Source organism: Stenotrophomonas sp. YJH_SMC_33, assembly GCF_059372295.1.
Genome location: NZ_JCAFVJ010000003.1, coordinates 139606 through 152511 on the forward strand (window position 1 = coordinate 139606; position 12906 = coordinate 152511).

The window sequence follows — 12906 nt, forward strand, 5'->3', positions numbered from 1 at the left end:
TGATGATGACCACCTCGCCGCTGCTGCCATTGACCGCCGCTGACCTGCCACCGCTCGCTCCCGAGCTGGTGCTGATCGGCAGCGCCTTCGCCCTGATGATCCTCGACCTGTTCGTCAGCAACCGGAACAAGATCGTCACCCACCTGTTCGCGCTCGCTGCGCTGGCCGTGGTGCTGTTCATGCTGGCCACCGGCGTGGGCGGGCAGGGGGAGGTCTTCCATGGCATGTTCGTGCGCGATACCGCCGCGGACGTGATGAAGACCGGGATCGTGCTGCTCAGCGGCCTGACCCTGATCTACGGCTGGCGCTACCTGCGTGACCGCAACCTGTTCCAGGGCGAGATCCCGGTGCTGATCCTGTTCGGTACCGCCGGCATGATGATCCTGGTCTCGGCCGGCAGCCTGCTGATGGTCTACCTGGGCCTGGAGCTGCTGGCGCTGTGCTCCTACGCCCTGGTCGCCAGCAACCGTGAAAACGGCCTGGCCTCGGAAGCGGCGATGAAGTACATCGTGCTGGGCTCGCTGGCCTCGGGCCTGCTGCTGTACGGCATGTCGCTGATCTACGGCGCCACCGGCAGCCTGCACCTGGACGTCATCCGCGATGCCATCCCGCACTCGGAAGAGCGCGTGCTGCTGATCACCGGTGCGGTGTTCATGATCGCCGGCGTCGCCTTCAAGCTGGGCGCCGCGCCGTTCCACATGTGGCTGCCGGACGTCTACCAGGGTGCCCCGGCACCGATCGCGCTGTTCATCAGCTCGGCGCCGAAGCTGGCGGCCTTCGGCATGGCCTACCGCCTGCTGGAAATGGGCGTGGGGCCGCTGTCGACCGAGCTGCAGCTGCTCATTGCCGGCCTGGCCGCAGTCTCGCTGGTCATCGGCAACCTGATGGCCATCGCGCAGAGCAACCTCAAGCGAATGCTGGCGTTCTCCACCGTCTCGCACATCGGCTTCCTGCTGATGGGCATCGCCGGTGGCGGCGCGCAGGGCTATGCCGCCGCGCTGTTCTACGCACTGGCCTACGCCATCATGTCGACCGCTGCCTTCGGTGCGATCATCGCCCTGTCGCGCGCCGGTTTCGAAGCCGAGAACATCGAGGACTTCAAGGGGCTCAACGCCCGCAATCCGTGGATGGCCGGCCTGGTGCTGTGCATCATGGCGTCGCTGGCCGGCATCCCGCCGTTCCTGGGGTTCTGGACCAAGCTGGCGGTGCTGGGCGCGGCCGTCAACGGCGGCCTGCTGTGGCTGGCCATCCTTGGCGTGCTGTGCGCCGTGGTGGGCTGCTTCTACTACCTGCGCGTCATCAAGGTCATGTACTTCGATGAGCCGGTGGGCGAGGCCATGCCGCGCAGCAACGACCGCGTGCTGGGCCTGGTGCTGGGCGTGAACGCGCTGGCACTGCTGGCGCTGGGCCTTGCCTGGAACCCGATCATGGTCTGGTGCCAGCAGGCATTTGCGCATCTTGCATAAAAATTGACACAAAGCTGCGCAATTCGTGTAATATGCGCAGCCTGAGTTGTCACTGCAGCGGTTCAGCCAGAACATCGTTGCGGTAGCCGTCCTCGAAAGAGCACGGCAGCAGTTCAAACACTTCCGGTGCGGGGTGGAGCAGTCTGGCAGCTCGTCGGGCTCATAACCCGAAGGTCGCAGGTTCAAATCCTGCCCCCGCTACCAACGTCGGATCGGCGCCAACCGATTTGATGGATGAGGGAAAGCTTGCATGTTTCGAAGCGATCGCTCATAATTCCGCTCCTGATGCGGGGTGGAGCAGTCTGGCAGCTCGTCGGGCTCATAACCCGAAGGTCGCAGGTTCAAATCCTGCCCCCGCTACCAAGTAAAGAGATCGCCTTCGAAGTCCTCCTTCGAAGGCGTTTTTCTTTGGGCTGGCCCGTTTCTGTAGAGTCGAGCCATGCCCGAACTGCCGGTGCGGAAAAGGGGCTGCCCCCAGGCCCGCACCTTGCACCAGCGCGGTGCGGCCGCTATCATCAGCGGCCTAGCAGTACCCCTGAAGGCGGCCTCCCAGCGGGAGTCCGGATCCGGAAGGAGGGCCGCGACCGGCAGGCAATGCAGGTCGCAACCGGAATCCAGTCACCGGAGTCTTTCCGGAAAAGGGGCCCAGCGGGCCCTTTGTCGTTTCCGGGGCGTCATGTTTTCACGCTGGCCAAGGCCGGCACCCAACCAAGAGATCAAGGCAGGCTGTGAGCGACAAGGCAACCGACATCGCGAATCTGCTCGCCCCGACCGTTGTGTCGCTGGGCCTGGAGCTGCTGGGCGTTGAGTATCTGCCGGCCCCCGGCGGTGCGACCCTGCGCCTTTACATCGACGTGCCACTGGCTGAACAGCCCGAGCGCATCATCAATGTCGACGACTGTGAGCGGGTCAGCCGCGAAGTGTCGGCGCAGCTGGACGTCGAAGACCCGATCAGCGGCAATTACACGCTGGAAGTGTCCTCGCCGGGCGTGGATCGCCCGTTGTTCAACCTGGAGCAGTTCGCTCGCCACCAGGGTGAATCGGCCAAGGTCACGCTGAAGCTGCCGCAGGACAACCGTCGTCGCCTGCAGGGGCGTATCGAGGCGACCGACGAGGCTGCGGGCACCATCACCTTCATCGTCGACAAGGCCGAAGTGGTGGTGTCGGCCGACAACATCGACAAGGCACGGATCATGCCCGACTGGGTGGCGCTGGGGCTGGCCCCGAGCAAGCCGACCGGTCCGGCACCGAAGCGTCCGAAGCCGAACACGAATTCTTCTTCCAACGAGCCGGCGGCAAAGAAGCCGCGCGCGGAGTGAGCCAATGAGCAAGGAACTGTTGCTGGTAGTCGACGCAGTCGCCAACGAGAAGGGCGTGCCGCGTGAAGTGATCTTCGATGCCATCGAGGCCGCTCTGGCCTCGGCAGCGAAGAAGCGCTATCCCGACGAGGAAGTGCTGACCCGCGTGGTCATCGACCACAAGGATGGCAGCTACGAAACCTTCCGCCGCTGGGAAGTGGTGGCCGATGATGTGGTCATGGAGTCGCCCGACCGCCAGATCCGCCTGATGGATGCCGTCGACGAAGCCGAAGGCGTCGAGGTCGGCGACTACATCGAAGAACAGATCGAGAACCCGGACTTCGGCCGCATTGCTGCCCAGGCCGCCAAGCAGGTCATCGTCCAGCGCGTGCGCGAAGCCGAGCGCCAGCAGGTCGTGGACGCGTGGAAGGATCGTGTCGGTGAGTTGATCACCGGCGTGGTCAAGCGCGCCGAGCGTGGCAACATCTATGTCGACCTCGGCGGCAACGCCGAAGGCTTCATTCCGAAGGACAAGGGCATCCCGCGCGACGTGCTGCGCGCCGGTGACCGCGTGCGCGGCTACCTGGCCGAGGTCCGTTCGGAACCGCGTGGTCCGCAGCTGTTCATCAGCCGCGCCGCCCCGGAATTCATGATCGAGCTGTTCAAGCTGGAAGTGCCGGAAGTCGGCCAGGGCCTGGTGGAAATCAAGGCCTGTGCGCGCGATCCGGGCGATCGCGCCAAGATCGCCGTGCTGGCCCACGACCAGCGCACCGATCCGATCGGTGCCTGCATCGGCATGCGCGGTTCGCGCGTGCAGGCCGTGTCCAACGAGCTCAACGGCGAGCGCGTGGACATCGTGCTGTGGAACGACAATCCGGCCAACTTCGTCATCAATGCGATGGCGCCGGCCGAAGTCCAGTCGATCATCGTCGATGAAGACAAGCACTCGATGGACTTGGCCGTTGCCGAAGACCGTCTCGCCCAGGCGATCGGCAAGGGCGGCCAGAACGTGCGCCTGGCCAGCCGCCTGACCGGCTGGCAGCTCAACGTGATGACCCAGGACCAGGTCACCGCCAAGTCGGAGGCCGAGCAGGCCGCCGCACGCCAGCTGTTCATGGACAAGCTGGAAGTGGACGAAGAGATCGCCGGCATCCTGGTCAGTGAAGGCTTCGGCACCGTCGAGGAAATCGCATATGTCCCGGTCGGCGAACTGCTGGCCGTGGAAGGTTTCGACGAAGACATCGTCGAAGAGCTGCGCGCTCGTGCCCGCGATGCGCTGCTCAATGAGGCCCTGGCAGTCGAGGAAGGCCTTGAAGACGGCCAGCCGGCGCAGGACCTGCTGTCCCTGAAGGGCATGGACGAAGCCACCGCGTATGCGCTGGCCGGCCACGGCGTGCGTACCAGCGAGGACCTGTCCGACCTGGCCGCCGACGAGGTCATGGACTTCGGCATTGAAGGGCTGGACCAGGAGCGCGCTGCGGCGCTGATCCTGGCCGCGCGTGCCGAGGAGATCGCCCGACTGGAACGCGGCGAATGAGCCGGCAATGAACAGGGCCCTGAGCCGCTCAGGGCGTAGAATCCGCGCCACCTCCAGATGCGGGGGGGCGCCCACAAGATCATAGGATCCGAATGTCGCAGCAAACCACCATCCGCAAGCTTGCCGAACTGGTCAACACGCCGGTCGAAAAACTGCTGGAACAGCTGGCCGGTGCCGGCATGAAGTTCAGCGGTCCCGACCAGGTCGTGACCAGTACCGAGAAGGTGAAGCTCCTGGGCTTCCTTCGTCGTTCGCACGGCAAGCCCGAGCAGGCCCCGGAAGAGACGGATCAGTCTGCAAAGAAGATCACGCTCAACCGCCGGAAACAGCAGGAAGTGACGGTCAGTTCCGGTCGCAGCAAGACGACCGTGAATGTCGAGGTGCGCCAGAAGCGTACCTACGTCAAGGATGGTGCTCGCGCCATGACGCCGGACGAAGAGCGCGCCGACATCCTGCGCAAGCTGGAAGAGTCGCGTGCGCGCAACCTCGCCGAACAGCAGGCGCTGGCCGAAAAGGATCGTCTGCGCGACGAAGCCATCGTCCGTGCCCGCGAGGAAGAGGCCGCCGCCAAGGAACGCGCCGAGGCCGAGAAGAAGGCCGCCGAGGAAGCTGCGGCTGCCGCCAAGGCGGCCGAGACGCTGGCTGCCAGCAAGCCCAAGCGTGCTCCGATCGACGAAACCGCGCCGCGCCCGCCGCGCGCCCCGGCGACAGCCCCGGCTGCGCCGCGCAGTGCGCCGCCGCCGCGCAACGACGACCGCAACAACCGCAGCGCGCCGCGCAACGAGCGTGGCCCGGGTGATCGTTTCGCCGGCCAGATGCACCTGTCCGCGGCCGATCGTGCGCGTCGTGGCAACAGCAACAACAGCAACACCCGTGGTCGTCCGGGCGGCCGCAACCAGGCCGGTGGCCGTCGCGACATGTCGCGTGGTGGCAACAACGCCGGCCCGCACGCGTTCGAACGTCCGACCGCACCGGTGGTGCGTGAAGTGGCGATCGGCGACACCATTACCGTGGCCGACCTGGCGCAGAAGCTTGCGCTGAAGGGTGGCGAGGTGGTGAAGGCGCTGTTCAAGATGGGCGTGATGGCCACCATCACCCAGTCCATCGACCATGACACCGCCGCGCTGGTGACCGAAGAACTCGGCCACAAGGCGATCCGTGCCAACGACAACGACGCCGAAGACGCGCTGCTGGCCTCGGCCGGTGAAAACCAGGGCGAAGCCACCCAGCGTCCGCCGGTGGTCACCATCATGGGCCACGTCGACCACGGCAAGACCTCGCTGCTGGATTACATCCGCCGCACCAAGGTTGCCACCGGCGAAGCCGGCGGCATCACCCAGCACATCGGTGCCTACCACGTGGATACGCCCAAGGGCGTGATCAGCTTCCTGGATACCCCGGGCCACGCGGCGTTCACCTCGATGCGTGCGCGCGGCGCCAAGCTGACCGACATCGTGGTGCTGGTCGTTGCTGCCGATGACGGCGTCATGCCGCAGACCAAGGAAGCGATCCAGCACGCCCGTTCGGCGGGTGTGCCGCTGATCGTGGCGATCAACAAGATCGACAAGTCCGACGCCGACCCGATGCGGGTCAAGAACGAACTGCTGTCCGAGCAGGTCGTGGCCGAGGACTTCGGTGGTGACACCCAGATGGTGGAGATCTCGGCCAAGACCGGCCTGGGCATCGACGACCTGCTGGACGCCATCTCGATCCAGGCCGAACTGCTGGAACTGAAGGCGGTCGACGAAGGCCGGGCCTCGGGCGTGGTGATCGAATCGTCGCTGGACAAGGGCCGTGGCCCGGTCGCCACCGTGCTGGTGCAGCAGGGTCGCCTGAAGAAGGGCGATTACCTGGTGTGCGGCATCCAGTACGGCCGCGTGCGTGCGCTGTTCGACGAAACCGGCAAGCAGCCGGAGTTCGCCGGCCCGTCCATCCCGGTGCAGGTCCTGGGCCTGTCCGGCGTGCCGGAAGCCGGTGACGACTTCGTGGTCGTCGAGGACGAGCGCCTGGCCAAGGACGTTGCCCAGCAGCGTGAGACCAAGCGCCGTGAATCGCGCCTGGTCGCCACCGCGGGCAGCCGCATGGAAGACATCATGGCGACCCTGGGCAAGGGCGAGGGCCAGCAGGTCCTCAACCTGGTCATCAAGGCCGACGTGCAGGGTTCGGTGCAGGCCCTGAGCCAGGCACTGGTCGCGCTGTCCAACGACGACATCCGCATCAACGTGATCCACTCCGGCGTGGGCGGCATCACCGAGTCGGACGCCAACTCGGCGGCCGCTTCGAAGGCCACCGTCATCGGCTTCAACGTGCGTGCGGATGCTTCGGCCCGTCGCATCATCGAATCCAACGGCGTGGACCTGCGTTACTTCTCGATCATCTATGACGTGATCGATCAGGTGAAGCAGGTGGCCTCCGGCCTGCTGGGCGTGGAGATCCGCGAAGAGATCATCGGTATCGCCGAGGTCCGCGACGTCTTCCGCAGCTCCAAGCTGGGCGCTGTTGCCGGCTCGATGGTCATCGAGGGCGTGGTCAAGCGCAACAAGCCGATCCGCGTGCTGCGCGACAGCGTGGTGATCTTCGAGGGCGAGCTGGAATCGCTGCGTCGCTTCAAGGAGAACGTCGAGGAAGTCCGCAACGGTACCGAATGCGGTATCGCGGTGAAGGCCTACAACGACGTCAAGCCGGGTGACCAGATCGAGTGCTTCGAGCGTATCGAAGTGCCGCGCACCCTGTAATGCTGCAAGGCGGCCCGACCAACGGTCGGGCCCTACCGTGATGTAGAACCCGACCAACGGTCGGGTACCATGGTAGATGTAGCGCCCGACCGTTGGCCGGGCGACAATCGAATCAAAGATGGCGCCCGACCGTTGGCCGGGCGACAATCGAATCTAAGGTAGCGCCCGACCGTTGGTCGGGCGACAACTGAACCAAGAGCTCCTCGTGCCCAAGACTTTCCATCGAACCGACCGTGTCTCTGCCCAGCTGCGCCGCGAACTCGGCACCCTGGTGCACAACGCCGTGCGCGAGCACGGGTTGCCCTCGGTGAGCGTGTCCGACGTGGAAATCACCCGCGACATGGCTCATGCCAAGGTCTTCGTCACCGCGCTGATGCCGGAGCGTTCGGCGGAAGCGGTGGCCGGCCTGAAGGAACTGGGCTACCGCCTGCGCATGGACCTGGCCCGGGCGATGAAGCTGCGCCATGTGCCGGAGCTGCATTTCCACTACGACGACTCGGTCGATCGTGGCGAGCATATCGACAACCTCCTGCGCGACCTGCCCGATACGCTGGCCGCGGAGAAGCGTCGCGAGAGCGACGAAGAATAAGCCAGCGCCGGGCCCATGCCCGGCGTCTTTTCATTCTGACCGTGCGAGGCCGGACGCTGGCCGCGCTTCGCGCTCGCCGGGCATGGCCCGGCGCTACCCGTATCTGTCATGACCCGAATTCAGTTCCGCCGCCTGGATGGCATCCTGCTGCTCGACAAGTCGACCGGCATGAGCTCCAACGCCGCCCTGCAGGTGGCCCGTCGCCTGTTCCGTGCCGAGAAGGGCGGCCACACCGGCAGCCTCGACCCGCTGGCCACCGGTCTGCTGCCGCTGTGCTTCGGCGAGGCGACCAAGATCGCTGGGCTGCTGCTGGGGTCGGCCAAGGCCTACGATGCCGAGATCGTGCTCGGCCAGACGACCGATACCGACGATTCCGAGGGCCAGGTGCTGCTGCAGCGCCCGGTACCGGCGATCGGTGCCGAGGCCCTGCAGGCCGCGTTGGCGCCGCTGACCGGCAACATCCGCCAGCGTGCCCCGGTCTATTCGGCACTGAAGCAGGGTGGTGAGCCGCTGTATGTGAAGGCCCGCCGCGGTGACGTCATCGAGGCGCCGGAACGCGAGGTGCAGGTGCACGCCATCGACGTGCTGGAGCAGCAGCCTGAGCGCTTGCGGCTGCGCGTGACCTGCGGTTCGGGCACCTACATCCGCAGCCTGGCCCGCGACATGGGCGAGGCGCTGGGATGTGGCGCACACATCAGTGCGCTGCGCCGGCTCTGGGTGGAGCCGTTCCGCGAACCGGCGATGGTCACCCTGGACCAGCTGCGGGCGATGGCCGAGGCCGGCGACGAGGCGGCCATGGATGCGCTGCTGCTGCCGCTGGCGGCCGGCCTGGCTGAATACCCGCGGGTCGATCTCGATGCCGACCAGACCCATCGCTTCTGCGTCGGCCAGCGCCAGCGCGACCCGTCCTGGCCCCACGGCCTGGTGGCGGTGTTCGGTCCGGGCGATGCTGTCCAGGGGCTGGGCCAGGTCGATGACAGTGGCCTGCTGGCTCCGCAGCGTCGTTTCAACCTCTGACCGGGGCCAGGGCGGTTCAGACCCGGTCCTTGTCCCGGAAGCCCCTGGCCGTTACAATTTCGCGGCCGTTTTCCGGCAGCCTGCCTCGTGCAGGTTTCATCCTCGTAGTCCACGGCGAGCCTGGCGGTGCGCGAAGCGCGTTCCTGCCGGCCACGCATCACAGAGAAAAAAGAAATGTCGATCGACACCCAGAAGGTCATTGAAGACAACAAGCGCAGCGCCGCTGACACCGGCTCCCCGGAAGTCCAGGTGGCCCTGCTGACCGCCCGCATCGAACTGCTGACCGGCCACTTCAAGACCCACAAGAAGGACCACCACAGCCGCCGCGGCCTGCTGCAGATGGTCAACCGCCGTCGCAGCCTGCTCGACTACCTGAAGAAGAAGGACGTCGAGCGTTACAAGGCCCTGATCGAGAAGCTTGGCCTGCGTCGCTAAGCAACGAATTCCCCGCGGCGCAGCGATGCGCCGCGGTTTTGTTTTGTAGTACCGCAATCCCCGATTCAGGCCGGAACGATCCGGTCACCCGCTGGCGGCAAGGGTCGCCGACGGTCCAAATTCGCAGACAGCATCCCCAAGGACACCCTCCGTGGCAAAAATCACCAAAACCTTCCAGTACGGCAAGCACACCGTCACGCTTGAGACCGGCGAAGTCGCCCGCCAGGCCAGCGGTGCCGTCATCGTCAAGATGGACGACACCGTACTGCTGGTCACCGCCGTCGCCGCCAAGAGCGCGCGCGAAGGCCAGGACTTCTTCCCGCTGACCGTCGATTATCAGGAAAAGTTCTACGCCGGCGGCCGTATCCCGGGTGGTTTCTTCAAGCGTGAAGGCCGTGCGACCGAGAAGGAAACGCTGATCTCGCGCCTGATCGACCGTCCGATCCGCCCGCTGTTCCCGGAGGACTACAAGAACGAAGTGCAGATCATCGCCACGGTGATGTCGCTGAACCCGGACGTGGACGGTGACATCCCGGCCCTGATCGGTGCCTCGGCTGCCCTGGCCCTGGCCGGTACCCCGTTCATGGGTCCGATCGGCGCTGCCAAGGTCGGTTACAAGAACGGCGAGTACATCCTGAACCCGACCGTCAGCGAACTGGCTGACTCGCAGCTGGAACTGGTCGTCGCCGGTACCTCCAACGCCGTGCTGATGGTCGAATCCGAAGCCGCGCTGCTGTCCGAAGAAGTGATGCTGGGCGCCGTGACCTTCGGTCACCGCGAAATGCAGAAGGTCATCAACGCGATCAACGAGCTGACCGTCGAAGCCGGCACCAAGCCGTCGACCTGGGAAGCCCCGGCCAAGAACGACGCGCTGATCTCCGCCCTGAAGGAAGCCATCGGCCCGCGCCTGGGCGAAGCTTTCCAGGTGCGTGACAAGCTGCAGCGCCGCGACGCCATCTCGGCGATCAAGAAGGACGTATTCGAAGCCCTGGCGGGCCGCGTGGCCGCCGAAGGCTGGAACCCGGCCGAGCTGTCGAAGGAATTCGGCGAGCTGGAATACCGCACCATGCGTGACTCGGTGCTGGACACCAAGGTCCGCATCGACGGCCGTGCGCTGGACACCGTCCGCCCGATCACCGTGAAGACCGGCGTGCTGCCGCGTACCCACGGTTCCTCGCTGTTCACCCGCGGCGAAACCCAGGCCATCGTGACCATCACCCTGGGCACCGCCCGTGATGGCCAGGTCATCGACGCCGTTGCCGGTGAGTACAAGGAAAACTTCCTGTTCCACTACAACTTCCCTCCGTTCTCGGTGGGCGAGTGCGGCCGCATGATGGGCCCGAAGCGCCGCGAAATCGGCCACGGTCGTCTGGCCAAGCGCGGCGTGCTGGCTGTCATGCCGTCGCTGGAAGCCTTCCCGTACACCATCCGCGTCGTTTCGGAAATCACCGAGTCGAACGGTTCCTCGTCGATGGCCTCGGTCTGCGGCTCGTCGCTGGCCCTGATGGACGCCGGCGTGCCGGTGAAGGCCCCGGTGGCCGGTATCGCCATGGGTCTGGTCAAGGAAGGCGATCGTTTCGTGGTCCTGTCCGACATCCTGGGTGACGAAGATCACCTGGGCGACATGGACTTCAAGGTCGCCGGTACCGCTGAGGGCATCTCCGCCCTGCAGATGGACATCAAGATCGAAGGCATCACCGAAGAAATCATGAAGCAGGCCCTGCAGCAGGCCAAGGCTGGCCGCCTGCACATCCTGGGCGAGATGGCCCACGGCCTGACCGCTCCGCGTGAAGAGCTGTCGGACTACGCGCCGCGCCTGCTGACCATCAAGATCCACCCGGACAAGATCCGCGAAGTGATCGGCAAGGGCGGCTCGACCATCCAGGCCATCACCAAGGAAACCGGCACCCAGATCGACATCCAAGACGACGGCACCATCGTCATCGCGTCGGTCAACGCCATCGCTGCCCAGGCTGCCAAGGCCCGCATCGAGCAGATCACCTCGGACGTCGAGCCGGGCCGCATCTACGAAGGCAAGGTCGCCAAGATCATGGACTTCGGTGCGTTCGTCACCATCCTGCCGGGCAAGGATGGCCTGGTCCACGTCTCGCAGATCTCCAGCGAGCGCGTCGAGAAGGTCGGCGACAAGCTGAAGGAAGGCGATGTGGTCAAGGTCAAGGTGCTGGAAGTCGACAAGCAGGGCCGTATCCGCCTGTCGATGAAGGCAGTCGAAGAAGGCGAAGGCGCCAGCGCCGAATAATCGGTACTGCTGATCGTGCGGTGGGTGAGGACCGTTGGTCCTCACGCTTTCGCAAATGAAAAAGCGGGCTTCGGCCCGCTTTTTCTTTGCCTCGATGTTGCGAAAAGAAGCTCATCCAGGTCGCTGCATGTCCTGCTGCAGTGCATGATCGCCGCCACGCGGCCATCGTTCTGTCTCGGTTGTACGGATCGCGCCTGTCCATGGGACGACATGCCGCGACACCCGTACCGCAGCCCCATCGGTTTGCTAACGTGGCGGCGCCTTCGAACCGGGAGATCTCCATGTTCCGCCAGACCGTGGCCGTCCTTGCCGTGCTGATTGCCGGTGTCTTGCCCATCGCCGCGCACGCGGCGCCCGCGCAGCCGCCGATCTTCGGCGCCTACTACCCGGGCGGCTCGGCCGAACGCTATCCGGTCTCGAGCATTCCAGCCGAGCGCCTGACGCATCTGTTCTATGCGTTCTCCACCATCGAGGACGGGCGCTGCACGATCGGTGCGGAAGCGCCGAAGAATTTCGCCGCACTGGCCGAACTCAAGAAGGCGCATCCGCACCTGCGCACGCTGATTTCGATCGGTGGCTGGGGTGCGGGTGGGTTCTCCGATGCAGCGCTGACCGAGGCCAGCCGCAAGCGCTTGGTCGATTCGTGCATGGCGCTGTTCTTCGATCGCCATGCCGGCAGCTTCGACGGCGTGGACATCGATTGGGAGTTCCCGGTCAGTGGCGGACCGAAGGAGCTGGCGCATCGCCCGCAGGATCGCGTCAATCTGACCCGGCTTGCCCAGGCCTTCCGCGCGGCACTCGATGCGCGCGGCCGCAGGACGGGGCAGTCGATGCTGCTGACTGCCGCGCTGGCCGCCGGTCGCCTGCAGACCGATGGCCCCTACGATCCAGCAGCGAGCTATGACCTGCCGGCGCTGGCCAAGGTGTTCGATTTCATCAACCTGATGAGCTACGACATGGGCACCGGCTTCTCCTCGGTGTCGACCTTCAATGCGCCTCTGCATGAAGTGCCGGCCGATCCGCTGGCGCCGGAGCTGCGGCGCTGGAACAACGTGGCCGGCGCGGTGCAGTTCTACCGCGAGCACGGCGTGCCGGCCGGGAAGCTGGTGCTGGGCGTACCGTTCTACGGGCGCGGCTTCAAGGTCACCGGCGACGCCCCGGATGGGCTGTACCAGCCCTACAGCGCACCGGCCGATGCGGGCGACTGGCGGGTGATCAAGGCGCGCTATTTCGACCAGCCGGGCTGGACCAGGCACTGGCAGCCGCAGGCGCAGAGCCCGTGGCTGTACAACGCCGCGCAGAAGATCTTCATCAGCTATGAAGACCCGCGCTCGATCGGGCTGCGTGCGCAGTTCGCCCGTGAGCAGGGCCTGGCCGGGGTGTTCATGTGGGAACTGACCGGCGATGACGAACAGGCCAGCCTGCTCAATGCCATGCTGGGCCCCTGGCAGAAGGCGCGCATCGGCGATTGAGTATCGGGTGGCGCGTCGTGCTGGGCCCATGCCGCAACGTCACCGATCTGATACACACACTGCGGTGTACGTCGTTGCCCATGCCAAGCCGACTTCC

At 65.5% G+C, this 12906-nt stretch carries 9 protein-coding genes and 2 tRNA genes; all 11 read left to right on the top strand.

Annotation, left to right across the window (positions count from 1 at the left end):
• The first annotated feature begins 5 nt into the window (after nt 1-5).
• The 11 genes from nuoN to AC5P9W_RS07340 all read left to right on the top strand — a co-directional run bounded on the left by nuoN (nt 6) and on the right by AC5P9W_RS07340 (nt 12809).
• Nucleotides 6-1466, top strand: a complete 1461-nt coding sequence (nuoN, locus tag AC5P9W_RS07290; protein WP_019660579.1) for an NADH-quinone oxidoreductase subunit NuoN — start codon at nt 6-8, stop codon at nt 1464-1466.
• Between the two features lie 127 nt (nt 1467-1593).
• A tRNA-Met gene (locus tag AC5P9W_RS07295) sits at nt 1594-1670 on the top strand.
• A gap of 82 nt (nt 1671-1752) precedes the next feature.
• Nucleotides 1753-1829 (top strand) — tRNA-Met (locus AC5P9W_RS07300).
• 365 nt (nt 1830-2194) lie between these two features.
• Nucleotides 2195-2785: a ribosome maturation factor RimP gene (rimP, locus tag AC5P9W_RS07305; RefSeq protein ID WP_019660578.1), complete on the top strand. Its 591-nt coding sequence runs from the start codon at nt 2195-2197 to the stop codon at nt 2783-2785.
• Between the two features lie 4 nt (nt 2786-2789).
• Complete coding sequence (nusA, locus tag AC5P9W_RS07310; protein WP_019660577.1) at nt 2790-4301, top strand: transcription termination factor NusA; 1512 nt, start codon at nt 2790-2792, stop codon at nt 4299-4301.
• A gap of 92 nt (nt 4302-4393) precedes the next feature.
• Nucleotides 4394-7036: a translation initiation factor IF-2 gene (infB, locus tag AC5P9W_RS07315; protein ID WP_019660576.1), complete on the top strand. Its 2643-nt coding sequence runs from the start codon at nt 4394-4396 to the stop codon at nt 7034-7036.
• A 205-nt stretch (nt 7037-7241) separates the two neighbouring features.
• Complete coding sequence (rbfA, locus tag AC5P9W_RS07320) at nt 7242-7625, top strand: 30S ribosome-binding factor RbfA (protein ID WP_019660575.1); 384 nt, start codon at nt 7242-7244, stop codon at nt 7623-7625.
• A 108-nt stretch (nt 7626-7733) separates the two neighbouring features.
• Nucleotides 7734-8642, top strand: coding sequence for a tRNA pseudouridine(55) synthase TruB (gene truB, locus AC5P9W_RS07325; protein WP_495218998.1), 909 nt, complete (start codon nt 7734-7736; stop codon nt 8640-8642).
• A gap of 174 nt (nt 8643-8816) precedes the next feature.
• Nucleotides 8817-9077 carry a 30S ribosomal protein S15 gene (rpsO, locus tag AC5P9W_RS07330; RefSeq protein WP_005417886.1) on the top strand — a complete coding sequence of 87 codons (261 nt, stop codon included), beginning with the start codon at nt 8817-8819 and terminating at the stop codon, nt 9075-9077.
• A 151-nt stretch (nt 9078-9228) separates the two neighbouring features.
• A complete protein-coding gene (pnp, locus tag AC5P9W_RS07335) occupies nt 9229-11337 on the top strand; it encodes a polyribonucleotide nucleotidyltransferase (protein WP_005417884.1) in 2109 nt (702 codons plus the stop codon).
• Nucleotides 11338-11618: 281 nt separating this feature from the next.
• Nucleotides 11619-12809, top strand: a complete 1191-nt coding sequence (locus AC5P9W_RS07340; RefSeq protein WP_495219000.1) for a glycoside hydrolase family 18 protein — start codon at nt 11619-11621, stop codon at nt 12807-12809.
• Nucleotides 12810-12906 lie beyond the last annotated feature (97 nt).

What these genes read in the sequence shown, in the direction of transcription:
- nuoN (WP_019660579.1), top strand. Translation starts at nt 6, where the DNA reads ATGACCACCTCGCCGCTGCTGCCATTGACCGCCGCTGACCTGCCACCG.
- nusA (WP_019660577.1), top strand. Translation starts at nt 2,790, where the DNA reads ATGAGCAAGGAACTGTTGCTGGTAGTCGACGCAGTCGCCAACGAGAAG.
- infB (WP_019660576.1), top strand. Translation starts at nt 4,394, where the DNA reads ATGTCGCAGCAAACCACCATCCGCAAGCTTGCCGAACTGGTCAACACG.
- truB (WP_495218998.1), top strand. Translation starts at nt 7,734, where the DNA reads ATGACCCGAATTCAGTTCCGCCGCCTGGATGGCATCCTGCTGCTCGAC.
- rpsO (WP_005417886.1), top strand. Translation starts at nt 8,817, where the DNA reads ATGTCGATCGACACCCAGAAGGTCATTGAAGACAACAAGCGCAGCGCC.
- AC5P9W_RS07340 (WP_495219000.1), top strand. Translation starts at nt 11,619, where the DNA reads ATGTTCCGCCAGACCGTGGCCGTCCTTGCCGTGCTGATTGCCGGTGTC.